Source organism: Hylemonella sp. GW821-FHT10B10 (assembly GCF_059415585.1).
In genome coordinates, this window is the sequence record NZ_JBWKNN010000002.1 from 14,806 (window position 1) to 39,842 (window position 25,037).

General features: G+C 66.7%; 25 protein-coding genes. 9 read left to right on the forward strand and 16 right to left on the reverse strand.

What is annotated here, in order from left to right:
* Positions 1 to 26: 26 nt before the first annotated feature.
* From bla to AC07NT_RS10210, 3 genes are all read right to left on the reverse strand, one after another.
* A complete protein-coding gene (gene bla, locus AC07NT_RS10200) occupies positions 27 to 911 on the reverse strand; it encodes a class A beta-lactamase (protein WP_498599137.1) in 885 nt (294 codons plus the stop codon).
* A 75-nt stretch (positions 912 to 986) separates the two neighbouring features.
* Positions 987 to 1,373, reverse strand: coding sequence for a DsrE family protein (locus AC07NT_RS10205; protein WP_498599136.1), 387 nt, complete (start codon positions 1,371 to 1,373; stop codon positions 987 to 989).
* Between the two features lie 123 nt (positions 1,374 to 1,496).
* Positions 1,497 to 2,429 (reverse strand): LysR family transcriptional regulator, encoded by a 933-nt coding sequence (locus tag AC07NT_RS10210; RefSeq protein ID WP_498599135.1) that lies wholly within the window; start codon positions 2,427 to 2,429, stop codon positions 1,497 to 1,499.
* A 209-nt stretch (positions 2,430 to 2,638) separates the two neighbouring features.
* Here AC07NT_RS10210 and AC07NT_RS10215 point away from each other — a divergent pair, with 209 nt between their 5' ends.
* Positions 2,639 to 3,142, forward strand: a complete 504-nt coding sequence (locus AC07NT_RS10215) for a DUF4148 domain-containing protein (protein WP_498599134.1) — start codon at positions 2,639 to 2,641, stop codon at positions 3,140 to 3,142.
* Positions 3,143 to 3,226: 84 nt separating this feature from the next.
* Here the strand turns inward: AC07NT_RS10215 and AC07NT_RS10220 are convergent, their stop codons facing one another.
* Complete coding sequence (locus tag AC07NT_RS10220; RefSeq protein WP_498599133.1) at positions 3,227 to 4,360, reverse strand: GGDEF domain-containing protein; 1,134 nt, start codon at positions 4,358 to 4,360, stop codon at positions 3,227 to 3,229.
* A gap of 41 nt (positions 4,361 to 4,401) precedes the next feature.
* Positions 4,402 to 5,319 carry a helix-turn-helix domain-containing protein gene (locus AC07NT_RS10225; RefSeq protein ID WP_498599132.1) on the reverse strand — a complete coding sequence of 306 codons (918 nt, stop codon included), beginning with the start codon at positions 5,317 to 5,319 and terminating at the stop codon, positions 4,402 to 4,404.
* Positions 5,320 to 5,457: 138 nt separating this feature from the next.
* Between AC07NT_RS10225 and AC07NT_RS10230 the strand changes: the two genes are divergently transcribed.
* The 3 genes from AC07NT_RS10230 (at position 5,458) to AC07NT_RS10240 (ending at position 8,835) form a co-directional block, all read left to right on the forward strand.
* On the forward strand, positions 5,458 to 6,444 hold the full coding sequence (locus AC07NT_RS10230) for a Bug family tripartite tricarboxylate transporter substrate binding protein (RefSeq protein ID WP_498599131.1): 987 nt from the start codon (positions 5,458 to 5,460) through the stop codon (positions 6,442 to 6,444).
* 4 nt (positions 6,445 to 6,448) lie between these two features.
* Positions 6,449 to 8,176, forward strand: coding sequence for a thiamine pyrophosphate-binding protein (locus tag AC07NT_RS10235; protein WP_498599130.1), 1,728 nt, complete (start codon positions 6,449 to 6,451; stop codon positions 8,174 to 8,176).
* Between the two features lie 242 nt (positions 8,177 to 8,418).
* The gene (locus AC07NT_RS10240; protein ID WP_498599129.1) at positions 8,419 to 8,835 is read left to right on the forward strand and encodes an SRPBCC domain-containing protein; all 417 of its coding nucleotides are present in this window, start codon (positions 8,419 to 8,421) and stop codon (positions 8,833 to 8,835) included.
* A 198-nt stretch (positions 8,836 to 9,033) separates the two neighbouring features.
* Here AC07NT_RS10240 and AC07NT_RS10245 read toward each other — a convergent pair whose 3' ends face one another.
* From AC07NT_RS10245 to AC07NT_RS10275, 7 genes are read right to left on the reverse strand one after another with little or no spacing between them, the layout of a single operon-like run.
* Positions 9,034 to 9,621: a YbhB/YbcL family Raf kinase inhibitor-like protein gene (locus tag AC07NT_RS10245; RefSeq protein ID WP_498599128.1), complete on the reverse strand. Its 588-nt coding sequence runs from the start codon at positions 9,619 to 9,621 to the stop codon at positions 9,034 to 9,036.
* Between the two features lie 11 nt (positions 9,622 to 9,632).
* Positions 9,633 to 10,604, reverse strand: a complete 972-nt coding sequence (locus tag AC07NT_RS10250; protein ID WP_498599127.1) for a Bug family tripartite tricarboxylate transporter substrate binding protein — start codon at positions 10,602 to 10,604, stop codon at positions 9,633 to 9,635.
* Positions 10,605 to 10,647: 43 nt separating this feature from the next.
* Positions 10,648 to 12,195 (reverse strand): bifunctional 3-(3-hydroxy-phenyl)propionate/3-hydroxycinnamic acid hydroxylase, encoded by a 1,548-nt coding sequence (locus AC07NT_RS10255; protein ID WP_498599126.1) that lies wholly within the window; start codon positions 12,193 to 12,195, stop codon positions 10,648 to 10,650.
* A gap of 2 nt (positions 12,196 to 12,197) precedes the next feature.
* Positions 12,198 to 13,058, reverse strand: coding sequence for a fumarylacetoacetate hydrolase family protein (locus AC07NT_RS10260; RefSeq protein WP_498599125.1), 861 nt, complete (start codon positions 13,056 to 13,058; stop codon positions 12,198 to 12,200).
* 30 nt (positions 13,059 to 13,088) lie between these two features.
* Entirely contained in the window at positions 13,089 to 13,991 is a 903-nt protein-coding gene (locus tag AC07NT_RS10265; protein WP_498599124.1) for a VOC family protein, read from the reverse strand.
* On the reverse strand, positions 13,988 to 15,019 hold the full coding sequence (locus tag AC07NT_RS10270; protein WP_498599123.1) for an amidohydrolase family protein: 1,032 nt from the start codon (positions 15,017 to 15,019) through the stop codon (positions 13,988 to 13,990). Before AC07NT_RS10270 ends, AC07NT_RS10265 begins: the two co-directional genes overlap by 4 nt.
* A gap of 9 nt (positions 15,020 to 15,028) precedes the next feature.
* Entirely contained in the window at positions 15,029 to 15,454 is a 426-nt protein-coding gene (locus AC07NT_RS10275) for a GlcG/HbpS family heme-binding protein (RefSeq protein ID WP_498599122.1), read from the reverse strand.
* 123 nt (positions 15,455 to 15,577) lie between these two features.
* On the opposite strand from AC07NT_RS10275, the gene AC07NT_RS10280 reads away from it, so the two are divergent.
* Both AC07NT_RS10280 and AC07NT_RS10285 read left to right on the forward strand, forming a co-directional pair.
* On the forward strand, positions 15,578 to 16,483 hold the full coding sequence (locus tag AC07NT_RS10280) for a LysR family transcriptional regulator (RefSeq protein ID WP_498599121.1): 906 nt from the start codon (positions 15,578 to 15,580) through the stop codon (positions 16,481 to 16,483).
* 172 nt (positions 16,484 to 16,655) lie between these two features.
* Positions 16,656 to 17,465: an alpha/beta fold hydrolase gene (locus tag AC07NT_RS10285; RefSeq protein WP_498599120.1), complete on the forward strand. Its 810-nt coding sequence runs from the start codon at positions 16,656 to 16,658 to the stop codon at positions 17,463 to 17,465.
* A 55-nt stretch (positions 17,466 to 17,520) separates the two neighbouring features.
* Here AC07NT_RS10285 and AC07NT_RS10290 read toward each other — a convergent pair whose 3' ends face one another.
* The 3 genes from AC07NT_RS10290 to AC07NT_RS10300 are packed head-to-tail and all read right to left on the reverse strand — an operon-like array spanning position 17,521 to position 19,846.
* Positions 17,521 to 18,336: an ABC transporter substrate-binding protein gene (locus tag AC07NT_RS10290; protein ID WP_498599119.1), complete on the reverse strand. Its 816-nt coding sequence runs from the start codon at positions 18,334 to 18,336 to the stop codon at positions 17,521 to 17,523.
* Positions 18,333 to 19,070 carry an ATP-binding cassette domain-containing protein gene (locus AC07NT_RS10295; protein ID WP_498599173.1) on the reverse strand — a complete coding sequence of 246 codons (738 nt, stop codon included), beginning with the start codon at positions 19,068 to 19,070 and terminating at the stop codon, positions 18,333 to 18,335. The genes AC07NT_RS10290 and AC07NT_RS10295 overlap by 4 nt, the downstream gene beginning before the upstream one ends.
* 32 nt (positions 19,071 to 19,102) lie before the next feature.
* Positions 19,103 to 19,846 carry an ABC transporter permease gene (locus AC07NT_RS10300; RefSeq protein ID WP_498599118.1) on the reverse strand — a complete coding sequence of 248 codons (744 nt, stop codon included), beginning with the start codon at positions 19,844 to 19,846 and terminating at the stop codon, positions 19,103 to 19,105.
* Between the two features lie 71 nt (positions 19,847 to 19,917).
* On the opposite strand from AC07NT_RS10300, the gene AC07NT_RS10305 reads away from it, so the two are divergent.
* Entirely contained in the window at positions 19,918 to 21,114 is a 1,197-nt protein-coding gene (locus tag AC07NT_RS10305) for a substrate-binding domain-containing protein (protein ID WP_498599117.1), read from the forward strand.
* Here the strand turns inward: AC07NT_RS10305 and senA are convergent.
* Positions 21,060 to 22,328, reverse strand: a complete 1,269-nt coding sequence (gene senA, locus AC07NT_RS10310; RefSeq protein ID WP_498599116.1) for a selenoneine synthase SenA — start codon at positions 22,326 to 22,328, stop codon at positions 21,060 to 21,062. The two genes, AC07NT_RS10305 and senA, sit on opposite strands and share 55 nt — an antisense overlap.
* Positions 22,329 to 22,486: 158 nt before the next feature.
* On the opposite strand from senA, the gene AC07NT_RS10315 reads away from it, so the two are divergent.
* Both AC07NT_RS10315 and AC07NT_RS10320 read left to right on the forward strand, forming a co-directional pair.
* Entirely contained in the window at positions 22,487 to 24,214 is a 1,728-nt protein-coding gene (locus tag AC07NT_RS10315; protein WP_498599115.1) for a serine/threonine-protein kinase, read from the forward strand.
* Between the two features lie 246 nt (positions 24,215 to 24,460).
* On the forward strand, positions 24,461 to 25,000 hold the full coding sequence (locus AC07NT_RS10320; protein ID WP_498599114.1) for a TRAP transporter small permease subunit: 540 nt from the start codon (positions 24,461 to 24,463) through the stop codon (positions 24,998 to 25,000).
* Positions 25,001 to 25,037: the final 37 nt, after the last annotated feature.

Genomic DNA, 25,037 nt, shown 5'->3' on the forward strand with positions numbered 1-25,037 from the left:
ACTCACATGGGAGGTGGTGGCCCTGCTCAGCCTGCGATGCGCCGCACCAGCTGGCCGACTTTCGCCAGGGTCTCTTCCTTGACCTGGCTGCTGGCCGGGCTGTCGGCCAGGTAGGCCGTGACCAGCACCGGCGCGCGCTGCGGCGGCCAGACGATGGCGATGTCGTTGGCATCGGTCTTGTTGGTGCCGGTCTTGTCACCGATACGCCAGTCTGCCGGCAGGCCGGCCTTCAGGCGCTGCCCACCCGTGGTGTTGGCGCCCAGCCATTGCAGCAGCAGGCTGCGCGACGACACAGAAAGCGCCTCCCCCACCAGCAGCTTGTGCAGGGTGCCGAGCATGGCACGCGGTGTGGTCGTGTCCATCAAGCCATCGGGCGTGGGCATGTTGAGCCCGGGTTCGGTCCGGTCCAGCCGGGTGATGCCGTCGCCGAGTTGGCGTGCATAGGCGGTCAAGGCGGCCGGGCCGCCGTAGCTGGACAGGATGAGATTGGCCGCTGTGTTGTCGCTGGTGGTGATGGTGGCCTCGCACAACTGCGCCAGACTCATGCTGCCCTTGTCGACATGCTGCTGCGTGACGGGCGACCAGGGGATGAGATCCCGCACGGCATAGGCCATGCGCCGCTGCAGCGACTCCCGTCCTGCGTCCACCCGGTGCAGCACCAGTGCACTGGCCAGCAGCTTGAAGGAGCTCAGCATCATGAAGCGTTCATCAGCGCGGTAACCGTGGGTCTGCCCCGTCGCGGTATCCAGGATGGCCACGCCCAGACGCCCCTGGGCGGCGGCTTCCAGTTCACCCAGATAAGTCTGTATGGACGGTCCCGGTGCCGGCGCGGCCAGCAGGCTCTGCGCCCCGGCGATGGAAGCACCCACCAGGCCGAGACCGGTGGCGGCAAATTGCCGTCTTGAAAACATGTCGATGTTCCTGCAGGAAAAGGAGGAACTATAAAGTTCCCCGCATCGCGGCACGCCCCCCCCGCGAGGAGGTATTCAGAACACCAGGGTGCGCCAGGCCGGGTCGGCGGCGCGGCCCATGAACTGCACCGAACCACCGATGCCGCTGCACAGGGGAATGAGCTGCCCGCGTGTGAGGCCGGCCGCATGCAGGGCCTGGCCGCAGGCGTAGAGGCCGATGCCGAGCTCCTGCATCTGGGCCAGGTAGTCGGCCAGGACGCGCTGCTCGGGCCCGAAACCCACGGGCGTGGCGCCCGCCTGGGGCGTGAGCAGCTGCACGCTTTGCGCGGTGAAGTAGATCTCCACGTCCAGGTCCATCACGGCGGCGGCCTGGGCCAGCACGAAAGGTGTGGCCAGGCGTTGCGGTGCCGAGAGATCGGCCGACCAGAGCAGAAGCGCGACGGAACGCACGGTGTCGCTCATGCGTGCTCCCTGGAACAATCCCTGGTCTCCAGAACCTGCCGCTGTACCCACATACCACGCTCCAGCCTGTTGTTGAACCGGCCAGAATACCTGAAGCTCAATGAGTACACACAGCGCCCGGTGTCAGCAGGCGGCACAGGCCTCCAGCGCGCGCTGGCTCTGCTCGCGCGTCTGCTCCATCAGGTAGTCCAGGAAGACGCGGCTGCGCTGGGGGATGAATTTGCGGCTCGGCAGTGCCGCATACATGGAGAGCCGTCCGGTGATCCAGGGCGAGAGCACACGCACGAGGTCACCGCGCGTGATGGACGCTGCCACCAGTTCCATCGTGACCGAGGTGATGCCCGTGCCGTCCAGGGCGGCGCGCAGCAGCGTGTCGGTGTGATTGGCCACCAGCACGGGCTTGACTTCAACTTCCTCGGTCAGGCCGGGCTGGCCCTCGGGCCACATGCGCCACTGGCGGTAGCGGCCGTTCTGCGTCTTGTGGCGCAGGCAATCGTGCCGCGCGAGATCGGCCGGGGTCTGCGGCAAGCCGCGACGCTGTACATAGGCGGGGGAGGCAACCAGGATGGCGTCGGACTCGATGACCTTGCGCGCCACCAGATCGGCGTTGAAGCTTTCATCGGCCGGCACCAGCGTGATGTCGAAGTCCTCGACCGCCGGGTCGCGCACGGTCTCGACCTCCATGTCGATCTGGATGTTCGGATAGCGCTCGCGAAAGCCCGCCAGCAGGGGCGCGATCACATAGCTGGCCAGCACGGGCGGCGCATGCAGACGCAACAAGCCACCGAGCTCACGGGTGTGGGCGCCGACGATCTCGTCCGCTTCCTCGACGTCCTGCAGGATGTTGCGCACACGGTTCAGATAAAGCTGGCCCGCGTCGGTGAGCGCCAGACGGCGGGTCGAACGCTGCAGCAGCCGGGAACCCAGGTGTTCCTCCAGATCGGCCACAAGGCGGGTCACAACGGGGGCGGACATGTCCAGCACACGGGCGGCGGCGGCAAAACTGCCTTCGTCGACAACGCGCTGGAACACCCGCATGGAAAGCAGACGGTCCATGGGAGCTTTCGGAATTTCAACCCCTCGATTATTTCTATTTTAGAAATACCACATGACCATCCAGACCATTTATCTATTGATTCCGAAATCTTACAGTTCATCCCATCGATGCAGCAAACGCCAAACGCAAGCGCACCGACGGGATCCCGGCCCGGCCCACACGGCCAGACAGGGATCAGTTATCTCGTTTTTTGGAAAGTATTGACATCATGAACCGCACTACCGTCTCCATCCTGGCTCTCTCTGTGGCCGCCCTGTCCGCCGGCCAAGTCCTGGCCGAAGAATCCGCTGGCAAGACCCGCGCTGAAGTCAAGGCCGAACTGGTCCAGGCCCAGCGCACCGGCGACATCGCCACCGACAGCGAAAGCTTCGGCGGCGGCCGCAAGCTGAACGAAGTCCTGCCGGGCAACTACCCCGCCAAGTTCCAGGGCGCAGGCAAGACCCGCGAGCAAGTCCAGGCCGAGCTGGCCGAAGCCATCCGCACCGGCGACATCGCCCCGCACTACCCCGACAACCGCGGCCGCAAGATGAACGAGATCGTTCCGGGCAACTACCCCGCCAAGGCCAAGGTGGCCGGCAAGACCCGTGAGCAAGTTCAGGCCGAATTGATCGAAGCCCAGCGCAGCGGCGACATCGCCACCGACAGCGAAAGCTTCGGCGGCGGCAAGAAGCTGAGCGAAGTGCTGCCGGGCAAGTATTCCCGCAAGTCCTGATCCCCGCAGGGATCCCGCAGCGGCCGACCCGACCGCTGTACTGACAAAGGCCGCCCACAAGGCGGCCTTTGTCGTTTGAGAGGGTCAGGCGGCTGTCTGTACCCGGTTGCGTCCGCCCTGCTTGGCGGCGTACAGCGCCTGGTCGGCGCGCTGCACCAGGGCCGCAGCCGACACCGCGGCGTCTCCCTCACCCGCGCCCGGCAGCAGGGCCGCGCCGATGGACACGGTGATGCGCAGCGGCTCGGCCACCTGCACCGGCATGCTCTGGGCCGCGATGACACGGCGGATGCGCTCGGCGATCTCGAGCGCAGCGGGCATGGGCGTGGCCGGCAGGAGCATCACGAATTCCTCGCCGCCGTAGCGGGCCACCACGTCGCTGCCACGCAGCTGCGCACGGATCAGGCGGGCCACGTAACGCAGCACGGCATCACCGGCGGGGTGGCCGTGCGTGTCGTTGATGCGTTTGAAATGGTCGACGTCCAGCAGCAGGCAGACCAGAGGCAGTTTGCTGCGGCGCGCGCCCTGCACCTCTTCCAGACAGCGTGATTCGAAGTAACGGCGGTTGTGCACGCCGGTCAGGCCGTCGGTCAGGCCGGCCAGCTTGAGGCGCTCGGTGGCCAGGGCGCTGTCCAGGCAGACGGCCACCAGGGCGGCCAGGCGTTCCAGGAAATCGGTGCTGCTGTGCGCCGCGAAACGCGCGGCGTCACGGCTACCCAGGTTGAGACTGCCTATGAAAGCGCCACGGTGCACCAGGGGCAACAGGGCCACCGTGGACAGGGGTGCACCCTGCCCTTCGAACAGGAAGTCATGCGCCTCGGTGGGTGCACCCAGCCAGGGCCGTGTGCCCCCGGCATAAAGCTGCTGCAGGGGCTGATCGCTGTGCAACAGAAGCAGATGAGCGGGCTGGGCAGCGCCGCCCTCGCCCAGGATGCGCGCGGCCTCGTACTGCGCGTCTACCAGGGCCAGGGTGACGCAGTCGAGTTCGAACAGCGCGGGGTAGTCGTTCAGCAGGGTGGACAGCAAGTCGGCCAGGGAGGAGGCACCGATGACCTTGCGCTCGAGCTGGTCGAATCGGCGCAGCTTGTCCTGGTTGAGGCGAGCCTCGGTGATGAGGTCGTCGAGCTGCTCGCGCAGACGCCGGTTCTCGGCCTGTAGCAGCGCCACCGACAGGCGCGGGCTGGCGAGGGCCGCCGCACTCCCTTGCTCCTTCTTGTTCATGCCCCGATGTTAACGCGGCACTGTGTCAGGACATGCCATGTTCATGCGCCGACCTGCTGGTCGGGCAGCAGGGCGATGCCTTGCGCGATGGCTGCGCGGTAGGTGCTGGGCGCCTGGCCCGCGAGCTTGGTGAAGAAGCGGCTGAAGTAGGCCGGGTCCTCGTAGCCGAGTTCGTGGGCCACCTCGACCACGCTGGCCGGCGTGTAGGCCAGCAGGCGACGCGCCTCCAGCAGCACGCGCTCGTGTGCCAGGTCCAACGCGCTGCTGCCGGTGGTGAGGCGACACACGCGGCTCAGGTGGTCGGCCGTGACCTTGAGTGCGCCGGCGTAGAAGCTGATGGGCTTGTGCTTGCGGAAATGCAGCTCGAGCAGGCTGCGGTAGCGCTGCACCAGGGCGTCGCGCAGGGCTTCGCTGCGCAGCGCGGCGCGGGTGCCGGCCTCAAGCCGCAGAAACCACAGCCCCAGCAGCGCTGCGTGGCTGCGCAGTGCCTCGGCGCGTCCGGGGCGGCTGCGCTCGAACTCGGCGCCCAGGCGCTGGAACAGGGCCTCGCATTCCTGGCGGTCTTCATCGCCAAAGTCCTGCATCGGCACCAGTACAGGCTGGTCCAGGCGCGGCAGCAGGGCCGGGTTGCTCGCCAGCGAGGCGCGCAAGGCGCTGCTGGGCAAGGTGATCTGATAGCCCACGCTGTCACGCTGGTAGGTGAAGCCGTGCACCACGCCCGGGGTGACCATCAGCGCCAGGGGAGCCTGCAAATCCAGCTGCACACCGTCCAGCGTGGCCTGCATGCCACCGCGCACCAGCAGCTGGAACTGGTGCAGACCTTCGTGGCGGTGGGCCGGAATCGTCCATTGGTGCAGTTTGCCGCGCACCTTGATCGGTTCGTAGTGCAACACGTCGTCCGGCTGGTCGTGCCGGACTTCGCGAAACGGGATCATCAGCAGGGGGGCGGCGGGTTTCATGGACGTGCGGCTGCAGGCAGGGCGAGAACGGATGCCGGAAATGTACAGGCCTGCCGCCCTTTCGTCCATGTCCAGAACGGGGTAGCCGACGTATCGTAGGAACCAGACCGGAAACACCGGCACCTTAGGAGACAAGACATGACCCTGAACCGTCGTTCCCTGCTGCAGCGCAGTGCCGCCAGCGCCCTGGCCTCGACCCTGGGCCTGCCCGCACTGGCCCAGTCCACGGGCAACGCCTTCATCATCTCGGGCTTCCCCGCCGGAGGCATGGGGGACTTCGTCGCGCGCCCGCTGGCTGAAAAGCTGCGCGGCAAGTACGCGGCCAATCTGCTGGTGGAAAGCAGGGTCGGCGCGGGCGGGCGCATTGCGGTGGAGTATGTGAAACGCGCCGCGCCCGACGGTCTGACCATCCTGCAGATCCCCAGCGCGCCCATGGTGCTTTACCCCAACGTCTACAAGAAGCTCAACTACAACCCGGTGAGTGACTTCATTCCGGTCAGCACCACGGTGACCTACGAGTTCTCCATCACCGCGGGCCCGGGCCTGCCAGCCGAAGTGAAGACCCTGGCCGATTACCTGAAGTGGGGCAAGGCCAACCCCAAGCTGGCCAACTACGGCGTGCCCGCCGCCGGCTCGGCCCTGCACTTCGTGGGCATGATGCTGGCCCGTGCCTCGGGTGTGGAACTCGCCAGCGTGGCCTACCGCGGCGGCGCGCCCCTGCTGCAGGACGTGATGGGCGGGCAGATTCCGATTTCCATCAATGTGATCGGGGAAGTGGCGCCCCACATCCGCGCGGGCAAGTTGCGGTCGCTGGCCGTGACAGGGCCCGCGCGCTCGGCCTTCCTGCCCGATGTGCCCAACCTTGTCGAGCTGGGCTACCCAGACATCGTGGCTCGCGAGTGGCTGGGCTGGTTCGTGCCGGCCAGGACGCCGATGGAAACCGTGAACAAGCTCGGCGCGCTGGTGCGGGCCAGCCTGAAAGACCCGGAGTTCGTCGAAGCGCTGGCGAAGAACTCCCTGCAGCCCCTGCTGCTCACGCCGGAAGAATTCGCCAGCCAGATGCGCGCGGACCTGGACCGCTGGGCCGTCATCGCCAAGACCACCGGCTTCACCGCCGAGGAGTGAACCCTTGACCATTACCCTGACAGGCGCGCAAGCGCTGGTGCGCGTACTGGCTGCCGAACAGGTGCCTTACGCCTTCGGGATCGTGGGCGGCAAGCTGGCGCCCCTGCTGCACGCGATCTCCCTGGAGCAAAGCATCCGCTACGTCGGTGTACGTCACGAAGCGGCCGGCCCCATGATGGCCGCCGCGGTGCATGCGGGTTCGGGCCGCATGGCCGTGGCCGTGGGCGAGATGGGGCCTGGCGGGCTCAACCTGGCCTCGGGCATGGGTGTGGCCTACAACAACAACCTGCCCCTGCTGGCCATCACGACCAACCAGCACCGCGCAGCGTCGTACCCGCACAGCGGCATGTTCATGGACCTGGACACCCAGGCCGTGCTCGCGCCGTTGACCAAGTGGAACGCCGTGGTGCAGGACCCGCGGCGCATCCCTGAACTCGCGCGCCGGGCTTTCCGTGAAGCCCTGGGTGGACGGCCCGGGCCGGTACACCTGGACATCCCGCAGGACGTGCTGAGCGCGCGCTGCAGTTTTGCCGACGACGAATTCGATCTCGCGCCCGGGCGCTACCGCGCCACCGTGGCCTCACGCCCGGCGGCTGAGACGGTGCGTGCGGCGGCGCAGTTGCTGCGCAGCGCTCAACGTCCGCTCGTCGTGGCCGGTGGCGGCGTGGTCCACAGCGGCGCGGCGCAGGCGGTGCGCAGCATCGCCGCCCTGCTGGGTGCGCCTGTGGTGCCCACGCAGATGGCCCTGGGCGTGGTACCGAGCCGCAGCTCCCATTTCATCGGCCACGGCGGCCTGATCGCAGGCGATGCCGTCAAGCAGGCTTTCGAGCAGGCCGACGTGGTGCTGTCCATCGGCTGCCGCTACTCGTCCTGGATGTGGGACGAACGCGGTCCGCTGGCACGACGTACGCACCAGGTGATCAGCATCAATACCGACCCCGGCGCCCTGGGCGGGCCGGTGCTGCATGAGGTGGCCATGCTGGCCGATGCCGGCCTGGCCCTGCAGGACCTGCAGGCCGAACTGGGTGCTCAACCCAAACTCGCAGTCGATGCGGCCTGGCTGCCGAAGATGCGCGCCGTGCGCGCGCAGTACGAAGCCGGGCTCGCCACCATGGCGCGCGAAACCGAAACGCCCATGCACCCCGCAGCACTGGCCACCGAACTGGCCCGGGCCCTGCCCGTGGACGCGCTGGCGGTCTATGACGGCGGCCACACCACCTTCTGGAGCAATGACCTGACGCCCGTGCACGAGGTGCGCACGCGCTTTCACGAACCCGGCATGAGCCACCTGGGTTTCGGCCTGCCTTATGCGCTGGCCCTCAAGCTGCAGTCACCGCAGCGTTTGGTGCTCAACATCACGGGGGACGGCTCCTTCGGCTTCACGCTGAACGAACTCGACACGGCGCGTCGTTATGGCCTGCCGGTGATCAACGTGATCCACAACAACGCGGCCTGGGGCATCATCCGCTCGGGCCAGAAGAAGCAACTCGACTTCGAACTCGGCACCAGCCTGGAAGGCACGGACTACGCTGCGGTCGCGCGCGGTTTCGGATGCCACGGTGAAGTCGTCAAGCGCCCCGAAGATGTGGGCCCAGCCCTGGCCCGAGCCGTGGCTTCGGGCCTGCCCGCGGTGCTGGACTGCCACACGCGTTTCCTGCCGCACCCGGCCACCGGCATGTTCGGCAGCATGAATCGTTTTGGGTTTGACGCGCTGACGCGTGACACGCCATAACGCCGTACATCGCCCACCCGAGAGCTGATGTCTGGCTGTCCCACCGGCGAAGGATAGGCAAATCGACCCCGTGCCGGGGATCGGCCGGATGCTAGGTTGGATGGCCCTTGGGGGGATATACCGGGGTGCCTGTGTTCCCTAGAATCTACAGAGCCATTCAATCAAGCGAGGATTGAATGTGGCACGCGCTTGGTTCAAACGTCAGGCATCAAAAAACACGCCACGCCACTCTGGAGTCACCCATGAAGATCACCGTCTCAACAGTTGTTGCCGCTCCGATGCACGAGGTGTGGCACGCCTACACGTCGCCTGAAGACATCAAAATCTGGAACACGGCGTCCCCTGACTGGCACACAACGGTGGCCTTTGTCGATCTTCGTCCTGGGGGCAAGTTCTCGTCGCGCATGGAAGCCAAGGATGGCTCGTTCGGTTTCGACTTCGCCGGGGTGTACACCAGGATCGTGCCGCACCAGCTGATCGAATACGCCTTCGGGGACCGGGTCGGCACGGTCGAGTTCAGCAACGGATCGGCTGGAGTGACCGTGAAAGTGACCTTCGACAGTGAACCGACGCACAGCGAGGACCAGCAACGCACCGGGTGGCAAGCCATCCTCGATAGCTTCTCTCGCCATGTGGCGGGCAAGCTGGCGTCCAAGTGAACACTCGGCCGAATGGGACCTGGTCCCTCGCTCGGGCGTAGCGCGAACGACAGACCCACAGGGCCGACGTTGCTGCCTACCCGGCTCGAACGCCGGGTGTGCGCTGCGGGTCGACAGCATTTGCTGGCCCGCCCCATGAGTGAGCGGCGGAAAAAAAGCCCCGACCTGCGGGGCTTTTTCATTGGAGACGTTTGAGTCCTAGTGCGCGTAACGCAACACCAGGCTGGCCGCGCCCAGGGCCTTACCCTTGAGCGCTTCCATCAGCTCAGCCTTGCTCAGGCCAGGCGGCAGCGCGTCGGGTGCCAGCGAGGTAGCGATCAAGGTGTAGACGTAGTGCTGGGGTGCGTTGCCGCGCGGCGGGCAGGGACCCAGGTAGGCCATGCCGAGCGTGTTCTTGCCCATCACCAGCTTGCTGCCGGGCGCGCTGCCCTCGCCTTCGGCCAGACCCGTCACGTCGGCCGCGATGCCGTAGGCCGTCCAGTGGTTCACGCCCAGGCCGCCGCGCCCGGCCTGGTCGTCCATCACGATGGCAAAGCTGCGCGTGCCTGCAGGGGCGCGCACCCAGCTCAATGCCGGCGCGATATTCTCACCCGCGCAGTTAGGGTTGGCCGGGTTCTTGCCCGCGTAGGGTTGCGTGAGCATGGCGTTGTCCAGGCGGCCGGGCGAGACCAGGTTGAAGCCGCTGGCGCTGTAGGGCGAGGGACTGGACAGGCCGGCGCAGGCGCCGAGCAGACCGGCCGCGACCAGCAGCAGACCGACCTTGAAGCTGCGATGCAGGCTATTCATGGCGGCCTCGCTCATTCCGGCAGCAGGCCGATTTCCTGCGCGGCGCTGGTCCAGCGCTGGTGCTCCAGGTTCAGGAAGGCACCCGTCTGCTCGGGCGCACCCATGGACTCGGCGATGGGGCCGATGGTGGCCATGCGCTGCGCGATGTCGGCGTCAGCCAACAAGGTGTTGATCTCCTTGTTCATGCGCTGGACGATGGCCGCCGGTGTGCCCGCAGGCGCGACCACTGCAAACCAGCCCACCATTTCGAAACCGGGCAGCAGTTCGGACAGGGCCGGCACCTGCTCCCAGCCGGCCACGCGCTTGCCTGCCGTGACGGCGAGGTAACGCAGACGGCCCTGGCGCACCAGGGCGGCCGTGGAAGCCACATCGGCCACGGCCACGTCGGCATGTCCGCCGATCAGGTTCTGCACCGCCACACCCACCGAGGCATAACCCACCAGGTTGCCTTCCATCTTGGTACGCGCATTGATGACGCGGGCGATGATGCCACCGAAGGTGCGCGGCCCTTCATTGGCGACCGACAGCTTGCCGGGATCGGCCTTGGAGCGGGCGATCAGGTCCTGCATGGAGGTGATGGGCGACTCGGCCTTCACGACGACGGCAAAGGGGCTCTTGGCGATGAAGGCCACAGGCACAAAGTCTTTCTCCGGGTCATAGGGCATGGTCTTGAACAGGTACTTGTTCGTGACCAGGGCCGCCGTGGTGGCGAAGTAGAAGCTGTAACCATCGGCCGGCGAGCGTGCGGCGGTCTGCGCGCCGATGATGTTCTGCCCACCGGGCTTGTTCTCGATGACGATGGCCTGGCCCAGCCCCTTGGCCAGGCGGTCGCCCAGCAGGCGGGCCACGTTGTCGGGACCCGAGCCCGGAGGCTGCGAGAGGATGAACTTGATGGGCTTGTCGGGCCAGGCACCGCCCTGGGCCCAGGCGGCGGGAACGGCCGTGACCAGCAGGCTGGCCTGGATGAAGTGTCTGCGTTGCATGTCTGTCTCCTCGTTGGGTTGTCGTTGTTGAATCTTGGGTATGTCAGAAAGCAGCGAGCGACGCAAGCTGTGCTGCAAGTTGCTGTGCGTCGGACGCCACGCCGTAGACGTAGTGGTCAGGCCGCACCAGGGCGGCGCTACAGCCCTGGCGCTCGAACCAGCGGGCCAGCACGCCTTCGGTCTCGGTGCAGCCGGGGGTGCCGAGCTGAACGACGGTCAGGCCGGGCCGCGCCTGCACACGCGCCTGCTGCAACAAGGCTGCATCGGCGTGGCGATCCAGCACCAGCAGCCAGCCGCTGCCCAGCACATCGTCCATGCGTTTGGGTTCGCCCGCTCCCGCCTGCAACCAAGGCTGCGGGAAGATGGTGCCGCGTGCGGCATGCGTTTGAGCCGCCAGCAGGCCGGCGCGCAGCGCGGGCTGCACGTCCTGGCGCGGCGTGGGCTGCACAACGCCACCGCAGTCGGCCAGCAGTTTCGCGTCACGCTCACGGGCGCGCACCGGGTCGCGCTCGCAGATGATCTGGCCTATGCCCTTGATGCGGGTGGTGAGGTCGATGACGTGGGCCTTGCGTTCGGGGCCGTAGCTGTCGAGCAGGCGCTCTGGCGCACCGGCCTGCAAGACGGCTTGCAGCTTCCAGCAAAGGTTGGCCACGTCGCGCACGCCCTGGCACATGCCCTGGCCCAGGAAAGGCGGCTGCTGGTGGGCGGCGTCGCCCGCCACGAAGACACGGCCCTTGCGCCATTCGGCGGCCACCAGGGCGTGGAAACGGTAGCTGGCCTGACGCCAGAGCGTGGCGTCGGCCGGCGTGAGCCAGGGAGCCAGCAGCTTCCAGGTGCCCTCCGCGGTGGCAACCTGTTTGGGGTCTTCGCCGGGGTTGATGGAAATTTCCCAGCGGCGATGATTGCCGGGGCAGATCAGGTAGGTGCTGGGGCGCTCGGGGTTGCAGTACTGCACGCTGGTTGTGGGCAGCTTGGCCAGGCCTTGTTCGTTGACCAGCACGTCCACAACGAGCCAGGGCTCATCGAAGTCCAGGTCTTCGAGTGTGATGCCGATCTGGCTGCGCACGGTGCTCGACGCGCCGTCACAGGCGATCACGTAGCGCGCCTGCACGGTGGAGGTCTTGCCGTCGTCGCCTTCGAGCGTGAGCGTCGCCAGCCTGGCGTCCTGCGTGATCTGCGTCAGCGTCTGGCCCAGGGCCACGGTGACCGAGGGAAAGGACACCGCGTGTTCGCGCAGGATGCGCTCGGCCGGCGGCTGGGTGAACACGACCGAAGGCGTGTGACCCAGCGGGTAAGGCGGCGCCACGGTGGACATGCGCTTGATGATCTGGCCGTCCACGCCGAAATAGACCGAATCGGTGAAGGGCTCGAGGTAAGGCTTGATCTTCTTGGCCACGCCCATTTGCTGGAAGAGACGGATGATCTCGTGGTCCAGCGCGATGGCGCGGGGTTTGTCGTAGACCTCGTGCAGCTTGTCGCACACAAAAGTGCGGATGCCCTGCGCGCCCAGCAGGCCCGCAGCGACCGCGCCCGACGGGCCGAAGCCAACGATGGCAACGTCAAAAGGCGTTGCCGCTTTCACGCTCCCCATGCTCAGACCTCGTTCTCGATGGTGTTGCGCAGCACGCCGATGTTCTCGATCTCGATCTCGACCACGTCGTCATGTTTCATCCAGACCGGGGGCGTGCGGGCCTGGCCCACGCCGGCTGGCGTGCCCATGACGATGACGTCACCCGGCTCCAGCGTCATGCACTCGGTGAGCAGCTGGATGGTTTCGGCAACGCCCCAGATCATGTCGCGGGTGTTCGCGTCCTGCATGATCTGGCCGTTCAGGCGTGCCTGGATACGCAGATCGGTGGCGCCCGCAGGCAGCTCGTCGGCGGTGACCAGCACGGGGCCAAAGGGGCCGGTGCGGTCGAAATTCTTGCCTATGCTCCATTGCGGCGTCTTCTTCTGGTAGTCACGCACGGAGATGTCGTTGAACACGGAATAGCCAAAGACCGCGTCGAGTGCGTTGTCCATGGTGCAGTGCTTCACCGTCTTGCCGATCACCACGGCCAGCTCGGCCTCCCAGTCCAGGCGCTCGGACACCCTGGGGCGCAGGGCCTTGGCATTGGGCGCGAGCAGCGAAGATGCGCAGCGCAGGAAGAACCAGGGGTAGACCGGCTTCTCACGCCCGCCCTCCTTGGCGTGGTCGTAATAGTTCAGGCCCAGGCAGACTATCTTGCCGGGCTCGGGCAGCACCGGAGCCAGTTGCACACTGGCGAGGGGCAGCCGCGGTGCATTGGACGCGATGGCAGCCTTGGCGGCGCCAGCCAGGTCCTGGCCCAGGCGCAGTGCGGTGCGCAGGTCGGCGCTGATCTGAGGCTGGGCCTTGTTGAGGTCGATGACCTCATTGCCAACGACGACACCGAGGCGTTGCTCCTTGCCCAGGGTGTAAGTGGTGAAACGCATGAAAACTCCTAGCGATATCTAAAGAAAAAATCAGGAAACGAAAACGATGGCCTTTTGCGCCTGCTTGAGGCGTGCACTGGGCGGTTGCGAGATGCCCCACTGGTCCACGCGGCCGGGCGGCCAGGTCCAGTCGGAGGGCTGACCGGCCTGGTAGCTGTCGTCCACCTGCTCGACTTCGGCCGTGTACTCGATGACCACGTCGAAGGGCCCGACGAAGTAGTTGAAGGCGTTGTCGCCGGGGCCATGACGGCCAGGGCCCCACTCGATGCCGTAGCCCGCGTCGCGCATGCGGCCACCACCGCGCATGACCGACTCCAGATCCGGCATGAGGAAGGCGATGTGATTGAGCGCGTCGTTGTCGGTATCCCCCAGTGCGATGCTGTGGTGGTCGCTGTTACAGCGCATGAAGGCCATGATGCGGGTACGGTCCGACAGCGAAAAATCGAAGACCTGCTCCATGAAAGCACGGGTGGCCTCCACGTCGTGGCTGTTGAGCACGGCATGGGCCAGGCGCACAGGGCGGTCCTTGGTTTCGTGTGCATCGGCATGCAAGGCGTCGCCATGCACGAGACGGAAGATGCGGCCATCGGGGTCGGCAACAGTCACGGCCGTGCCACCGCCGGGTTCCCGCACAGGCGCGGCCGCTTCAAGCACACGGCCGCCCGCGGTGAGCACCGCCCGCGCGACGTCGTCCAATGCGGCGCGCGAGCGTGCGCGCAACGTGACATTGCGGATGCGGGCCGCACCCGGCGCCTGGTGCAGGGCCAGCAGGTGGTGGTCGGTGCCGGTGCCGCGCAGGTAGATGGCGTCGGCCGTGCGTTCGGCCACGCTGAGGTGCCAGGTGCCGGTATAAAACGCTTCGGCCTGGGCCAGGTCGGGCACGTTCAGGGCCACGCTGCGCAAGGCGGCCACGCGGGAAGAGGCATGGGTCATGTGTTGGTTCCTCTGGTATCGGGGGGCAGCCCCAGGAAGCGCCGGGCATTGGCATGGGCCAGCTGGTCGACGATGGACTCGTCGAAGCCGGCAGCGCGGATGCTCGCTATCGGACGGGCATCGTGAAAATTGAAGGGGTAGTCGGTACCGACCATCAGTTGCGAAGCGCCGAAGGTACGCGCCAGATGTTGCAGCGTAGGGGCATCAAACACCAGGGTGTCGTAATAGAGTTCACGCGCCTGCTCGGTGGGCGACTTCAACAAGCTGTCTTTCAACGCGGGGAAAACGTTCATGGCCTGCTGCAGGCGCGGCAACAGCATGGCCAGCGTGCCGCCGCCGTGACTGAAGGCCAGGCGCAGGCCGGGTACCTTGGCGAGCAGATTGCCCGTGAGCACGGAGGCCGCGGCCAGGCCCACATCGGTCGGATAGGCCAACACCTGCTGCAGCGGCGGCGGGCCGACCAGTCGGTCCATGCCGGCCGGGCGCAGCGCATGCACAAAGACCGGCAGGTCCAGCGCGGCGCAGGCCTCGAAGAAAGGCAACCAGCGCGGGTCGCCCATGACCACACCATTGATGTTGCTGCCGATCTCCACGCCCTTGAGACCCAGCTTTTCTTTCAGATAGTGGAGCTCGGTGATGGCCAGGTCCAGGTCCTGCAGGGGTACGGCGCCCAGGCCGATGAGCCGGCCGCCCGACTCGGCCGCCATGCCCGCAATCTGCTCATTGAGGTAACGCACCAGCTGGGCACCGACGGCCGGCGCCAGCCAGTAGGACAGCAGCTCGGGCATGGGCGAGATGGCTTGAAGCGCCAGGCCCATCTCCGCGAAATCCGCGAGGCGGCGCGAAGTCGTCCAGCTCTTGTCGGAGACGGTGCGGTAGTTCTTGCCGTCGATCATCACACTGCGGTGATGACAATCCTGCGCGGGCGCCATGGAAGGCCAGCCGCTGGGCGCAGCGCCGCCCAGGTACGCGGGAAACTCACCGGGGATCACGTGGGCGTGGACGTCCACGCCGCAGTTGCAGATCATGCCGGCCTCTCAGCCCGCAGCCAGGCCGGCAGATTCAACACCGGCGATGCAGATGGCCTCGTCCTCGTCCCCGGTACCGCCGCTGGCGCCCACGGCGCCCAGGGTCTCGCCGGCGGCGTTCTTGATGAGCACGGCGCCGGTCTGCGGCAGGAACTTGCCGCCGGCCGTGGCGGCCAGGGACACGAAGAAGTTGGGGTTGTCCTTGGCGCGCTGGCCCAGCAGGCGGCTGGAAGCGCCCATGCCCACCGCGCCCCAGGCCTTGGCCTGGGCGACTTCGAAGCGGAACATGCTGGCGCCGTCTTCGCGGACATAGGCCTTGAGATGCCCGGCCTCATCGAGCACGACGATGCCCATGGGCTTGTAGCCGGCGGACTTGGAATGCGCCAGGGCGCCAGTCAGGATCTGCTGCGCCTGGGCCAGCGTGAGTGTTGCCATCCGGGTGTCTCCTCGTATGCGATCCCGCACCTTGATGCGTATCAATTTTTCAATGTGAGGGCGAGTCTAGGGAGGCTCCAGGTATTTATCTAGTCGATTTCATAAATACATAGAATCCATGACATGGATATACGATCGGTCGACCTGAACCTGCTGGTAGTGTTCGACGCCATGCTTGAGCACCGCAACGTCACACGGGCCGGTGAGGCCCTGGGCCTGAGCCAGCCGGCCATGAGCGCGGCGGTGGCCCGGCTGCGCACGCTCTTCAACGACCCGCTGTTCGTGCGTGCCGGCGCAGGGATGAACCCTACACCGCGCGCCGAGAGCCTGGGCGCGGTGGTCCGGCCCATCGTGATGACCATCCAGTCCGAGATCCTGCAGCCCACGGCCTTCGACCCGGCCACCAGCCAGCGTGTCTACACCCTGCTGACACCGGACATCGCCGAGATGAACTTCCTGCCACGCCTGCTGGCCCACCTGGCCGAGCAGGCGCCCCACATCAACCTCAAGACCCTGGCCATGCCTCGCCATGCCGCCGCCTCGGCGCTGGAGTCCGGTGCAGCCGAACTTGCCATCGGCTACTTCCCCGACCTGCAGAAAGCGGGCTTCTATCAGCAGCGCCTGATCCGCAGCTCGCACGTCTGCCTGCTGCGCAAGGGGCATCCCTTGGGCAAGGGCAAGCTGACGCTGGCGCAGTTCCTCAAGGCCTCGCACGCGGTGGTCAAGCCCGACGGCCGGGAACACGTGATCGAACAGTTCCTGCAGACCAAGGGCATACAGCGACGCGTGGTGGTGGAGCTCTCGCACTTCATGAGCCTGCTGCCCATCGTCGAGACGTCCGACCTGATCGCCACCGTACCACGCGACCTGGCGGAGTTCTTCGTGCAGCACGGGAACGTGCGTTATGTCGACACGCCGATGAAGTCACCGGTCATCGATGTGCACCTGTTCTGGCACCAGCGCTTCCAGAAAGACCCCGCACACACCTGGCTGCGCAAGCGGGTGCACGAACTGTTCCGGCAGGACTAAGGCCTGCTCCTGGCGATTCATCAGGTATGAGCAGCCCTGTGAAAACCCTTGACGGGACGCTGGTCGTGCGGGCTTATAGTGAGCCGCAACCGTCGAGCGCGGGTCCGGATCCCGGATGCGGCGCACGTCCGGCTTTCGCCCGCCTGGCGCGCAGCAACAAGGAGTGGTGGTCATGATCACGCAAACCCAAGGGTCTGTCGAATACCAGGAAAGCGGCGCTGGAACTCCCGTGGTGTTTGTGCCAGGTTCGTTTTCCACCGGCGCTTCTTGGCGCAACATCAGTACGCCACTCTCGGAACGCTATCGCACCGTCACCACCAGCCTGTCGGGTTATGGAAAGACACAGGAACGGCGCAAGCCGGGGGGTGACCATCTGCAGGATGAGATGGATGTGCTCGAAGCCGTGCTGGCACAGGTCGGCGCGCCTGTGCACCTGGTGGCCCATTCCTTTGGCGCCTGGGTGGCGTTGGCGCTGGCCATGTACCGCCGCCCCCGACTGCTGAGTCTGACCCTGCTGGAGCCGACGGCCTTCAATCTGCTGCTCCTGGGTGACGAGCCTGCGTTGAACCGGCAGGTACATGCCATGACGGACCGGTATATGGCGGACTGGCAAAACGGCGATCAACGGGCCGTGCGACATGTGATCGACTTCTATGGCGACGTCGGGACGTTCGATGCCTACCCCCCTGCGGTGCAGGACAAGGTCATCACCCAGACACCCACCAACATCCTGGACTGGGGAACCGGCTACGCACAGCATCCCCAAGCCGCGGACTTCAGCGCTGTCCAGGTACCGACACTGGTGATCTACGGCAGCACCAGCCACCGGGCGATGCAACGTTGCAATCAACTGCTGGTGGACTGCCTGCCTCAGGCGAGACTCATGGCACTGGAGGGTGCCAATCACTTCATGATCGTGACCCACGCTGCCGATTTGACTGGAAAGATAGAACAGCACATCCGAGCCGTGGGCCCGGCCTGAAATTTCCGTTCAGGAACCCAGATTCCTGCCGCAGCCTGAGGCTCAGGGATCCGGCTTACTGGCCAGCGTTCGGGAAGAAGAGCTGCTCGCCGCCGATCTTGTAGGCCGCGATGGCGTTCTGGCCGGCGGGCGAGACCACCCAGTCGACGAACTTCTGCGCCTCGGCCTGTTTGACCTGCGGGTGCCTAGCGGGGTTGACCACCATCACGCCGTACTGGTTGAACAGGCGCTTGTCGCCTTCGACCAGCACCGTCAGATCAGCACGGTTCTTGAAGTTGAGCCAGGTGCCGCGGTCGGCCAGCACATAGGCGCCGCTCGAGGCTGCAATATTGAGCGCCGGGCCCATGCCGCAGCCGCATTCCTTGTAGCCACTGCCCTTCTGCTGCTCCAGGTCAGCGAGCTTCCAGTAGCGCAATTCGGCCGCATGCGTGCCGCTCTTGTCGCCGCGCGAGATGAAGGGGCCGTTGACGGCCGCGAGTTTTTTCAACGCCGCGACGATGTCATGGCCCTTGGTACCCAGCGGGTCGGCCTTGGGACCGATCAGCACGAAGTCGTTGTACATGACGGCCTGGCGCTTGAGGCCCCAGCCATCGGCCACGAACTTCTCCTCGGCCGCCTGGTCGTGCACGAAGACCACATCGGCGTCCCCGCGGCGCGCCATGTCCAGGGCCTGGCCGGTGCCCAGGGCCACGACCTTGATGTCGATGCCGCTGGCCGCCTTGAAAGCCGGCAGCAGGTGCGAGAACAGGCCCGACTGCTCGGTCGAGGTGGTCGAGGACATGACGATAGTCTGGGCCGAAGCGGTCAGGGCAACGACCGCCAGGGCGGCGCCCACGGCGGCCTGGCGGAAGAGGGCCAGATGGGGGTTCATGCGAGTTCTCCTTTGACAAACAATGCGGCGGATGGCGAGACGGACTGCAGGCGTGCTGCGTCGAAAAATTCCTGCACGGGCAGATCGGCCAGCACACGGCCCATCTCCAGGTAGATGACACGGTTGGCCAGGCGCTTGACCTGGCCCAGGTTGTGACTGGCAAAGACCACGGTCATGGGCCGGCCGTCGGTGCCGGCGGCGAAGTCGGCGATGAGCTGCTCGACCTCGCGTTTGGCGTGCGGGTCCAGGCTGGCGGTGGGTTCATCCAGCAGCAGCACCTCGGGCCCCAGGGCCCAGGCGCGCGCCAGCGCCATGCGCTGTTGCTGGCCGCCCGAGAGCGTGCGTGCGGGCTGGCCGGCCTTGTGCTGCAGGCCCACGCGCTCGAGCGCGAGCAGCGCGCGCAAGCGGGCTTCACGCCAGGGCGTGCCGCGCAGCCACAAGGCCAGGGCGACGTTGTTCTGCGCCGTGGTGCGCAACATGAAAGGCCGCTGGAACAGCATGGCCTGTCGCAGCCCGGCGTCCGCCAGGCAGGTCCCGCTGCTGGGACGCAGCAGACCGTGCAGCAGGCGCAACAGCGTGCTTTTGCCGCTGCCGTTGGCGCCCACCAGGGCCACGGACTCGCCGGGAGCGATGCTGAGGCTGAGCTGGCGCAGGGCCCGCAGCGCGCCAAAGCTCACGCCTGCCGACTGGAGTTCGAATACCGGGCGGGCCGAGCGCTGCGTGACGTCGCCCATCGCGTCCAGCGCAACGACTGGCAACACGGCGCTCATACCGCCGCCTCCACGCCGACCGCCATGCCGCGACCGCGGCCTTCGAGCCGTTCGCGCCAGCGACGCACCAGGGCGATCAGGGTGTTGAGGCCCAGCACCACGGCCAGCAGGATGATGCCCAGCGCCAGCGCCAGGGGCAGGTCGCCCTTGCTGGTCTCCAGGGCGATGGCCGTGGTCATGACCCGCGTGAAGCCGTCGATGTTGCCGCCGACGATCATCACGGCGCCCACCTCGGAGATGGCGCGGCCGAAAGAGGCCATGAGCATGGTGAGCAGTGCGTAGCGTTCGTCCCAGGCCAGCAGCAGGCCGCGCAGGCCGGTGCCGGCGCCGAGTGACTGCAGCTGTTCGCCGTGTTGACGCTCGGCGTCTTCGATGACCTGGCGCGTGAGGGCCGTGGCCACGGGCAACACCAGCAGGGCCTGGGCCAGCACCATGGCCTGGAAGTTGAAGAGCCAGCCCAGGTGGCCCAGCGGGCCGGAGCGAGACAGCAGCAGGTAGACCACCAGACCAACCACCACCGAAGGCACGGCCAGCAGGGTGTTGAGCAGGGTGAGCAGCACATCGCGCCCCGCGAAACGCGCCACGCCCAGCCAGGCGCCGAGCATCACGCCGAGCACGCAGGCGATGGCGCAGGCCGTGGCGCTGACCGCCAGCGAACGGCCAACGATGGCGAGCAGGGCGGGATCGAGGGATGAGATGAGTTGCAGCGCTGTGCTCGCGCTTTCGGTGAAGGTGGACATCGGGTGGCTGGGGCGCAGAGGGTTCTGGGGTATCGTACGAATTGCTTCAAAACCCCACCATATGAATTACCGTGCATAGGTTGCAGTTCCACTACACATTCGTCCCGCAGGCGCAGCCGCAGACCGGCCTGATCCGCAACCCCCTGCTGGACCTGCTGCATGCCGTGCAGGAAAGCGGCTCGATCTCTGGTGCGGCGCGCTTGCTGGAACTGTCCTACCGGCACGTCTGGGGCGAACTCAAGCGCTGGGAAAACGAACTGGGCAACGAGCTGCTGATCTGGGAAAAAGGCCAGGCCGCGCGCCTGAGCGAGTTCGGCCACAAGCTGCTGTGGGCCGAGCGCCAGGCCCAGGCCCGCCTGTCCCCGCAGATCGAGTCGCTGCGCGCCGACCTGGAACGTGCCTATGCCCTCGCCTTCGACGACACGGTGCATGTGCTCACGCTCTATGCCAGCCATGACGACGCACTGAGCGCGCTGCGCACGCATGCGGCCAACCAGCACCAGCTGCACCTCGACGTGCGCTTCATGGGCAGCGTGGACGCGCTGCGCGCGCTCAACGAGGGGCGCTGCGTAATGGCGGGTTTCCACACGGTGCAGCAACCGGGCGCAGGCTCACTGGCCGAGTCGACCTACAAGCCTCTGCTGAAGCCAGGCCTGCACAAGATCATCGGTTTCGCGCGGCGCAGCCAGGGCCTGATGGTGGCGCGCGGCAACCCGCTGAGATTGCACAGCCTGCAGCAACTGGCCGGCAGCGGCGCGCGTTTCGTGAACCGCGCCCTGGGCACGGGCACACGCGTGCTGCTCGACGAACTGCTGAAGCAGCAACGCATCGCGCCCGGCAAGATCAAGGGCTACCGGCACACCGAACCCTCGCACGCGGCGGTGGCGCAGGCCATCGCCGCGGGCCAGGCCGACGCGGGCCTGGGGATCGAGGCGGCCGCACGCGCGCGCGGCCTGGACTTCGTGCCCCTGGTGCTGGAGGACTACCACCTGGTCTGCCTGAAGTCCGCGCTGGACGAGCCGGCCGTGCAGGCGCTGTGCCACGTGCTGCAGGCCGAGGGCTGGCTGCAGCAATTGCAGCTGCTACCGGGTTACCAGCCGGCCGAGCGCATGGGCGAGGTGCTGGCGATGAGCCGCCTGTTGCCCTGGTGGAATTACCGCAAGCCCAAGGAAAAACCCGTGGCCTCGAAAAAACGCGCTGCGGGGTCTGCGCCTCAGAGGGCGCAGGAACGAAAGCCGCTGAAGAAGTCGTCGCGGCCCGGCAAATAGAAGTTGCGGTACTTGGGCGACTTCATGCGCTGGCGCGTGGCCAGCGAAGCGCCGCGCAACACCTTGTGGGTACCGAACCAGGGCTCTGAGTAGTCGCGATAGGGGTCGGCGCTGAAACCGGGGTAACCGAAGAAAGTGCTGGCGGTCCATTCCCAGACCTCCCCCCAGCGGAAGCCGCGCGCACCGGCCTGGTGCGCCGCCACCTCCCACTCCACCTCGGTGGGCAGGCGCCGGCCGGCCCAGCGGCACCAGGCATCGGCCTCCCACCAGCTCACATGCATCACGGGCGACCAGCCGGCCATGCGCACGGTCTGGCCGAACCAGCCCTGCAACACGGCCCCATGGCCACCCGCGCGCGCCACCCCGATCTGCTCCACATGGCGCGGGGCGCGTCGGCCCTCCTCTCGCACCCGCGCCTGCAACCAGTCCCAGCCCGCAGGCAACCAGAGCTCGGGACGGTCATAACCGCCGTCGGCGACGAATTCAACGTACTGCGTCCAGCACACGGGCTGGGCGTCGATCTCGAACTCGGGAACGGCCACCTCGTGTGCCGGGCGCTCGTTGTCGAAGGTGTAACCCTGGCCCGCATCCAGCCCCATGCGCCAGCGGGTGGCCGGCACCCACAGGGGTTCACGCGCCAGCGCGGGCACCGGCAGAGGCAGTTTCAGGCGCAGGCCCAGGGTCTGGGCCATGTAGACAAAGGCCTCGCCATGCATGTCCTCGTGGAACAGGCACAGGCGGTAGAAATACAGCGCGTCCTCCTCGTCGGGCGTCTTGGCCAGCAGCTCCAGCGTGGACTCCAGCGTGGCCAGCAGATAGGCCTTGATGTCGGCCAGCGGGGGCAGCTCCAGGGCCCAGCGCCGCTCGTGCGGCATGCGGCTCGAATCCCACCAGAAGTCGGCCTGGGGCAGCAGCGAGGCCAGCAGCGTGGCCTGCGGGTCGGCACGCGGGCCCTGGTGGCGCTGCAGGTTGCGCCCGATCCAGCGCTCCTGGAACCAGCCCACATGGCCCAGTTCCCACAGTGGCGGGTTGAGCCCGGCCTGCTGGGGCACCTGCAGGCCCTGGACACGCAGGGCCTGTTCGTACTCCCCGATCAGGTACAGGGTGTGGTTGCGCGCGTCCATCAGCGCCAGACTCAGCAGATCGCGTCCGGTGCTGCGCAGGTCGGCCGCGTCCAGGCGCGAATAGGAGGGCACGGGGAGTTCGAACGACATGGCGCATTATTCCGCGGACACGGCCGGCTGTCGAACGCCCCTGCGGGACGCCGGCACCAGCCCCACGGAACTGCCGTCGCCACCCCGATCACGCAGGCTTTGCAAGGGCCTTGGGCTGCGGGTTCGGCTAACATCCGCTGCAAGTACTGGAGTCGCTGATGAGTCTGAACAAACTGGGGCGATACGATCTCATCCGCGTGGTGGGCAAGGGGGCCATGGGCGTCGTGTACGAAGCCCGGGATCCGAATCTGGACCGGCGCGTCGCCATCAAGACCATCGCCGTCGACGCCCTGAGCGAGCCGGAGGCCATCGAGTACGAGGCGCGCTTTCGCACCGAGGCCCGTTCGGCCGCACGCCTGCAGCACCCCCACATTGTCAGCGTCTACGATTCCGATCGCGATCTCGACGTGGCCTATCTGGTCATGGAATTCGTCGAGGGCCATGACCTGAAGCATCATCTCGATGGCGGCGCGCGCCACACGCTGGAGCAGACCGTCGCCATCATGGGCGACCTGCTGTCGGCCCTGGACTACGCGCACCGGCAGAACGTCGTGCACCGCGACATCAAGCCGGCCAACCTGCTCATCGAGGCCAGTGGCCGCGTGAAGCTGACGGATTTCGGTGTCGCGCGGATTCAGGATGCCGCCGACGCCACCCGCACCCGCGGAACCGTGGTCGGGACGCTGAAGTACATGTCGCCCGAGCAGGTCCAGGGGCTGACCGTCGACGCCCGCTCCGACCTGTTCTCCGCCGGCATCGTGCTGTACCAGCTGCTGACCAGTGCCCGGCCTTTCGAGGGCACAAGTGACTTTGACGTCAGCCAGCAGATCGTCTCCCAGGGCGTGAAGCCCCCCTCCGCCTTCAACCCCAGCCTGCCACACGAAATCGACCTCGTCGTTGCGCGTGCCCTGGAGAAGAACCGGGACCGGCGGTTTTCCACCGCCGCAGAATTCAATACGGCGCTGCAGGCCGCGGCGCGTTCTGCCGCGGATCCGACGATGGTGCCGCCGCTCGCACAACGCGGCCCCGGCGACAGCGCGACCTGGACATCCACGCTGGCCCGGGGAGAGTCGCTGCTGGCCACCGGCGGCAGCGCGCCCAGTCTGCCCTCCTCTACCGTGACGCAGGAGGTGGAGCTGGTCTACTGGAAGGAGATCAAGGACTCGGAGGATGCACAGGCCTTCCACGGATTCCTGCTGCGCTTCCCGGATGGCATCTACGCCGACCTGGCGCGCCAGCGCCTCCAGCGCCTGCAGGACGGGGGACAGGCTTCCCGGCCGCGCGCCCAGGCCAGCCCTGCGGCGGATCAGGCCTCTTCCTATGATGCGACGCAGGCGCTGACCCCGGCCTCGGCAGGCGTGGCGGCGACACGCGCAACGCCATCCGGCACCCGCCGCCGGGGTCTGCTGCTGGCCTTGCTGGCCGCCACCGTCGCAGGCGGCATTGCCATTGGTTTCAGCATCGGCAACGGACGCGGCACCCAGGACGGGGAAGTTCTGCCGACGGCCAGCCCGGCCGCGCCCTTCACTCCGGCCCAGCCCCCGGTGACGACCGCATCGCCGGCCCCGTCGGCCGTGCGCCCGGCGGCTGATGTGGCGCCGAAGCCAGCGTCGCGCCTGACCGCGAAGGGCACAACGTCCGTACCAGCACCCGCACCGGCATCGGCACCGACACAAGGCGGGGCACCCGCGGCCCAGGCACCCACCCCGGCGACGCCCCCCAAGCCCGCAGAGATCCCCGACCCGCGCAAGGAGTGTGATGGACGCATCCTGCTGGGCTACGAAACCTGCATGTTGGACCAGTGCGAGAAGGCGAAGTTCGCTCCCCATCCTGAATGCGTCGGACGCCGCCGAGTGGACGAGCCCAACTCCTCGATTGCCAGATAAGGGCGCTTACAGCCGGGGATGTCCAGGGCCATGGGCCTATATCTTCCAAAGGCACTGCCCGCCGCCGACCTGACTTCTCCCTGACTGGCAGCGGGCGGGTCTGCAGAACTACCTACTGGTGTTTACACCCCCTGGCACCTGCCGGCCGTCCATTAAAATCGTCGGATTTGCCGGATGTACCGCCCAGTGCCTTATCCGCGCTGCCGACCACCCGGGCAATACCGGACCACCCCTCCTGGAGAGAGCATGCATGCCCTTCTGAAATTCAGCCAGCTCATAGACTGGATCAGCGACAAATTCGGCAAGATCGCCGCCGTCGCCGTACTCGCCGCCGCAATGATTTCCGCTGGTAACGCCTTTGTGCGTTACGGCCTCGACATCAGCTCCAACGGCTGGCTCGAGATCCAGTGGTACATGTTCGCAGCCACCGTGATGCTCGGCGCACCCATCGTGCTCAAGCTCAATGAGCATGTGCGCGTGGACATCTTCTACGGCAAGCTCAAGAACCACGCCCCGGTCCTGGTCGACCTGTTCGGCCTCACCGTCTTCCTGCTGCCGGTCATGGCGCTGCTGACCTGGTTCAGCTGGCCCTTGTTCGTAAAAATGTACATGACGGGTGAAATGTCCCAGAACGCCGGCGGACTGATCCGCTGGCCCGCCATGCTGCTGCTGCCCCTGGGCTTCGGCTGGATGTTCCTGCAGGGCCTGAGCGAGATCATCAAGCGCGTGGCCTACCTGATGGGCCTGATCGAGATGGACACCCATTACGAGAAGCCGGTGCAATAAGCACCATCTGCCGCCCCCTACTCAAAGACTTCAGGAA

Bases quoted from the DNA above. Each gene is read 5' to 3' on its own strand.
- bla (WP_498599137.1), bottom strand. From the start codon at position 911: ATGTTTTCAAGACGGCAATTTGCCGCCACCGGTCTCGGCCTGGTGGGT.
- AC07NT_RS10205 (WP_498599136.1), bottom strand. From the start codon at position 1,373: ATGAGCGACACCGTGCGTTCCGTCGCGCTTCTGCTCTGGTCGGCCGAT.
- AC07NT_RS10210 (WP_498599135.1), bottom strand. From the start codon at position 2,429: ATGGACCGTCTGCTTTCCATGCGGGTGTTCCAGCGCGTTGTCGACGAA.
- AC07NT_RS10215 (WP_498599134.1), top strand. From the start codon at position 2,639: ATGAACCGCACTACCGTCTCCATCCTGGCTCTCTCTGTGGCCGCCCTG.
- AC07NT_RS10220 (WP_498599133.1), bottom strand. From the start codon at position 4,360: ATGAACAAGAAGGAGCAAGGGAGTGCGGCGGCCCTCGCCAGCCCGCGC.
- AC07NT_RS10225 (WP_498599132.1), bottom strand. From the start codon at position 5,319: ATGAAACCCGCCGCCCCCCTGCTGATGATCCCGTTTCGCGAAGTCCGG.
- AC07NT_RS10230 (WP_498599131.1), top strand. From the start codon at position 5,458: ATGACCCTGAACCGTCGTTCCCTGCTGCAGCGCAGTGCCGCCAGCGCC.
- AC07NT_RS10240 (WP_498599129.1), top strand. From the start codon at position 8,419: ATGAAGATCACCGTCTCAACAGTTGTTGCCGCTCCGATGCACGAGGTG.
- AC07NT_RS10245 (WP_498599128.1), bottom strand. From the start codon at position 9,621: ATGAATAGCCTGCATCGCAGCTTCAAGGTCGGTCTGCTGCTGGTCGCG.
- AC07NT_RS10250 (WP_498599127.1), bottom strand. From the start codon at position 10,604: ATGCAACGCAGACACTTCATCCAGGCCAGCCTGCTGGTCACGGCCGTT.
- AC07NT_RS10255 (WP_498599126.1), bottom strand. From the start codon at position 12,195: ATGGGGAGCGTGAAAGCGGCAACGCCTTTTGACGTTGCCATCGTTGGC.
- AC07NT_RS10260 (WP_498599125.1), bottom strand. From the start codon at position 13,058: ATGCGTTTCACCACTTACACCCTGGGCAAGGAGCAACGCCTCGGTGTC.
- AC07NT_RS10265 (WP_498599124.1), bottom strand. From the start codon at position 13,991: ATGACCCATGCCTCTTCCCGCGTGGCCGCCTTGCGCAGCGTGGCCCTG.
- AC07NT_RS10270 (WP_498599123.1), bottom strand. From the start codon at position 15,019: ATGATCTGCAACTGCGGCGTGGACGTCCACGCCCACGTGATCCCCGGT.
- AC07NT_RS10275 (WP_498599122.1), bottom strand. From the start codon at position 15,454: ATGGCAACACTCACGCTGGCCCAGGCGCAGCAGATCCTGACTGGCGCC.
- AC07NT_RS10280 (WP_498599121.1), top strand. From the start codon at position 15,578: ATGGATATACGATCGGTCGACCTGAACCTGCTGGTAGTGTTCGACGCC.
- AC07NT_RS10285 (WP_498599120.1), top strand. From the start codon at position 16,656: ATGATCACGCAAACCCAAGGGTCTGTCGAATACCAGGAAAGCGGCGCT.
- AC07NT_RS10290 (WP_498599119.1), bottom strand. From the start codon at position 18,336: ATGAACCCCCATCTGGCCCTCTTCCGCCAGGCCGCCGTGGGCGCCGCC.
- AC07NT_RS10295 (WP_498599173.1), bottom strand. From the start codon at position 19,070: ATGGGCGACGTCACGCAGCGCTCGGCCCGCCCGGTATTCGAACTCCAG.
- AC07NT_RS10300 (WP_498599118.1), bottom strand. From the start codon at position 19,846: ATGTCCACCTTCACCGAAAGCGCGAGCACAGCGCTGCAACTCATCTCA.
- senA (WP_498599116.1), bottom strand. From the start codon at position 22,328: ATGTCGTTCGAACTCCCCGTGCCCTCCTATTCGCGCCTGGACGCGGCC.
- AC07NT_RS10315 (WP_498599115.1), top strand. From the start codon at position 22,487: ATGAGTCTGAACAAACTGGGGCGATACGATCTCATCCGCGTGGTGGGC.
- AC07NT_RS10320 (WP_498599114.1), top strand. From the start codon at position 24,461: ATGCATGCCCTTCTGAAATTCAGCCAGCTCATAGACTGGATCAGCGAC.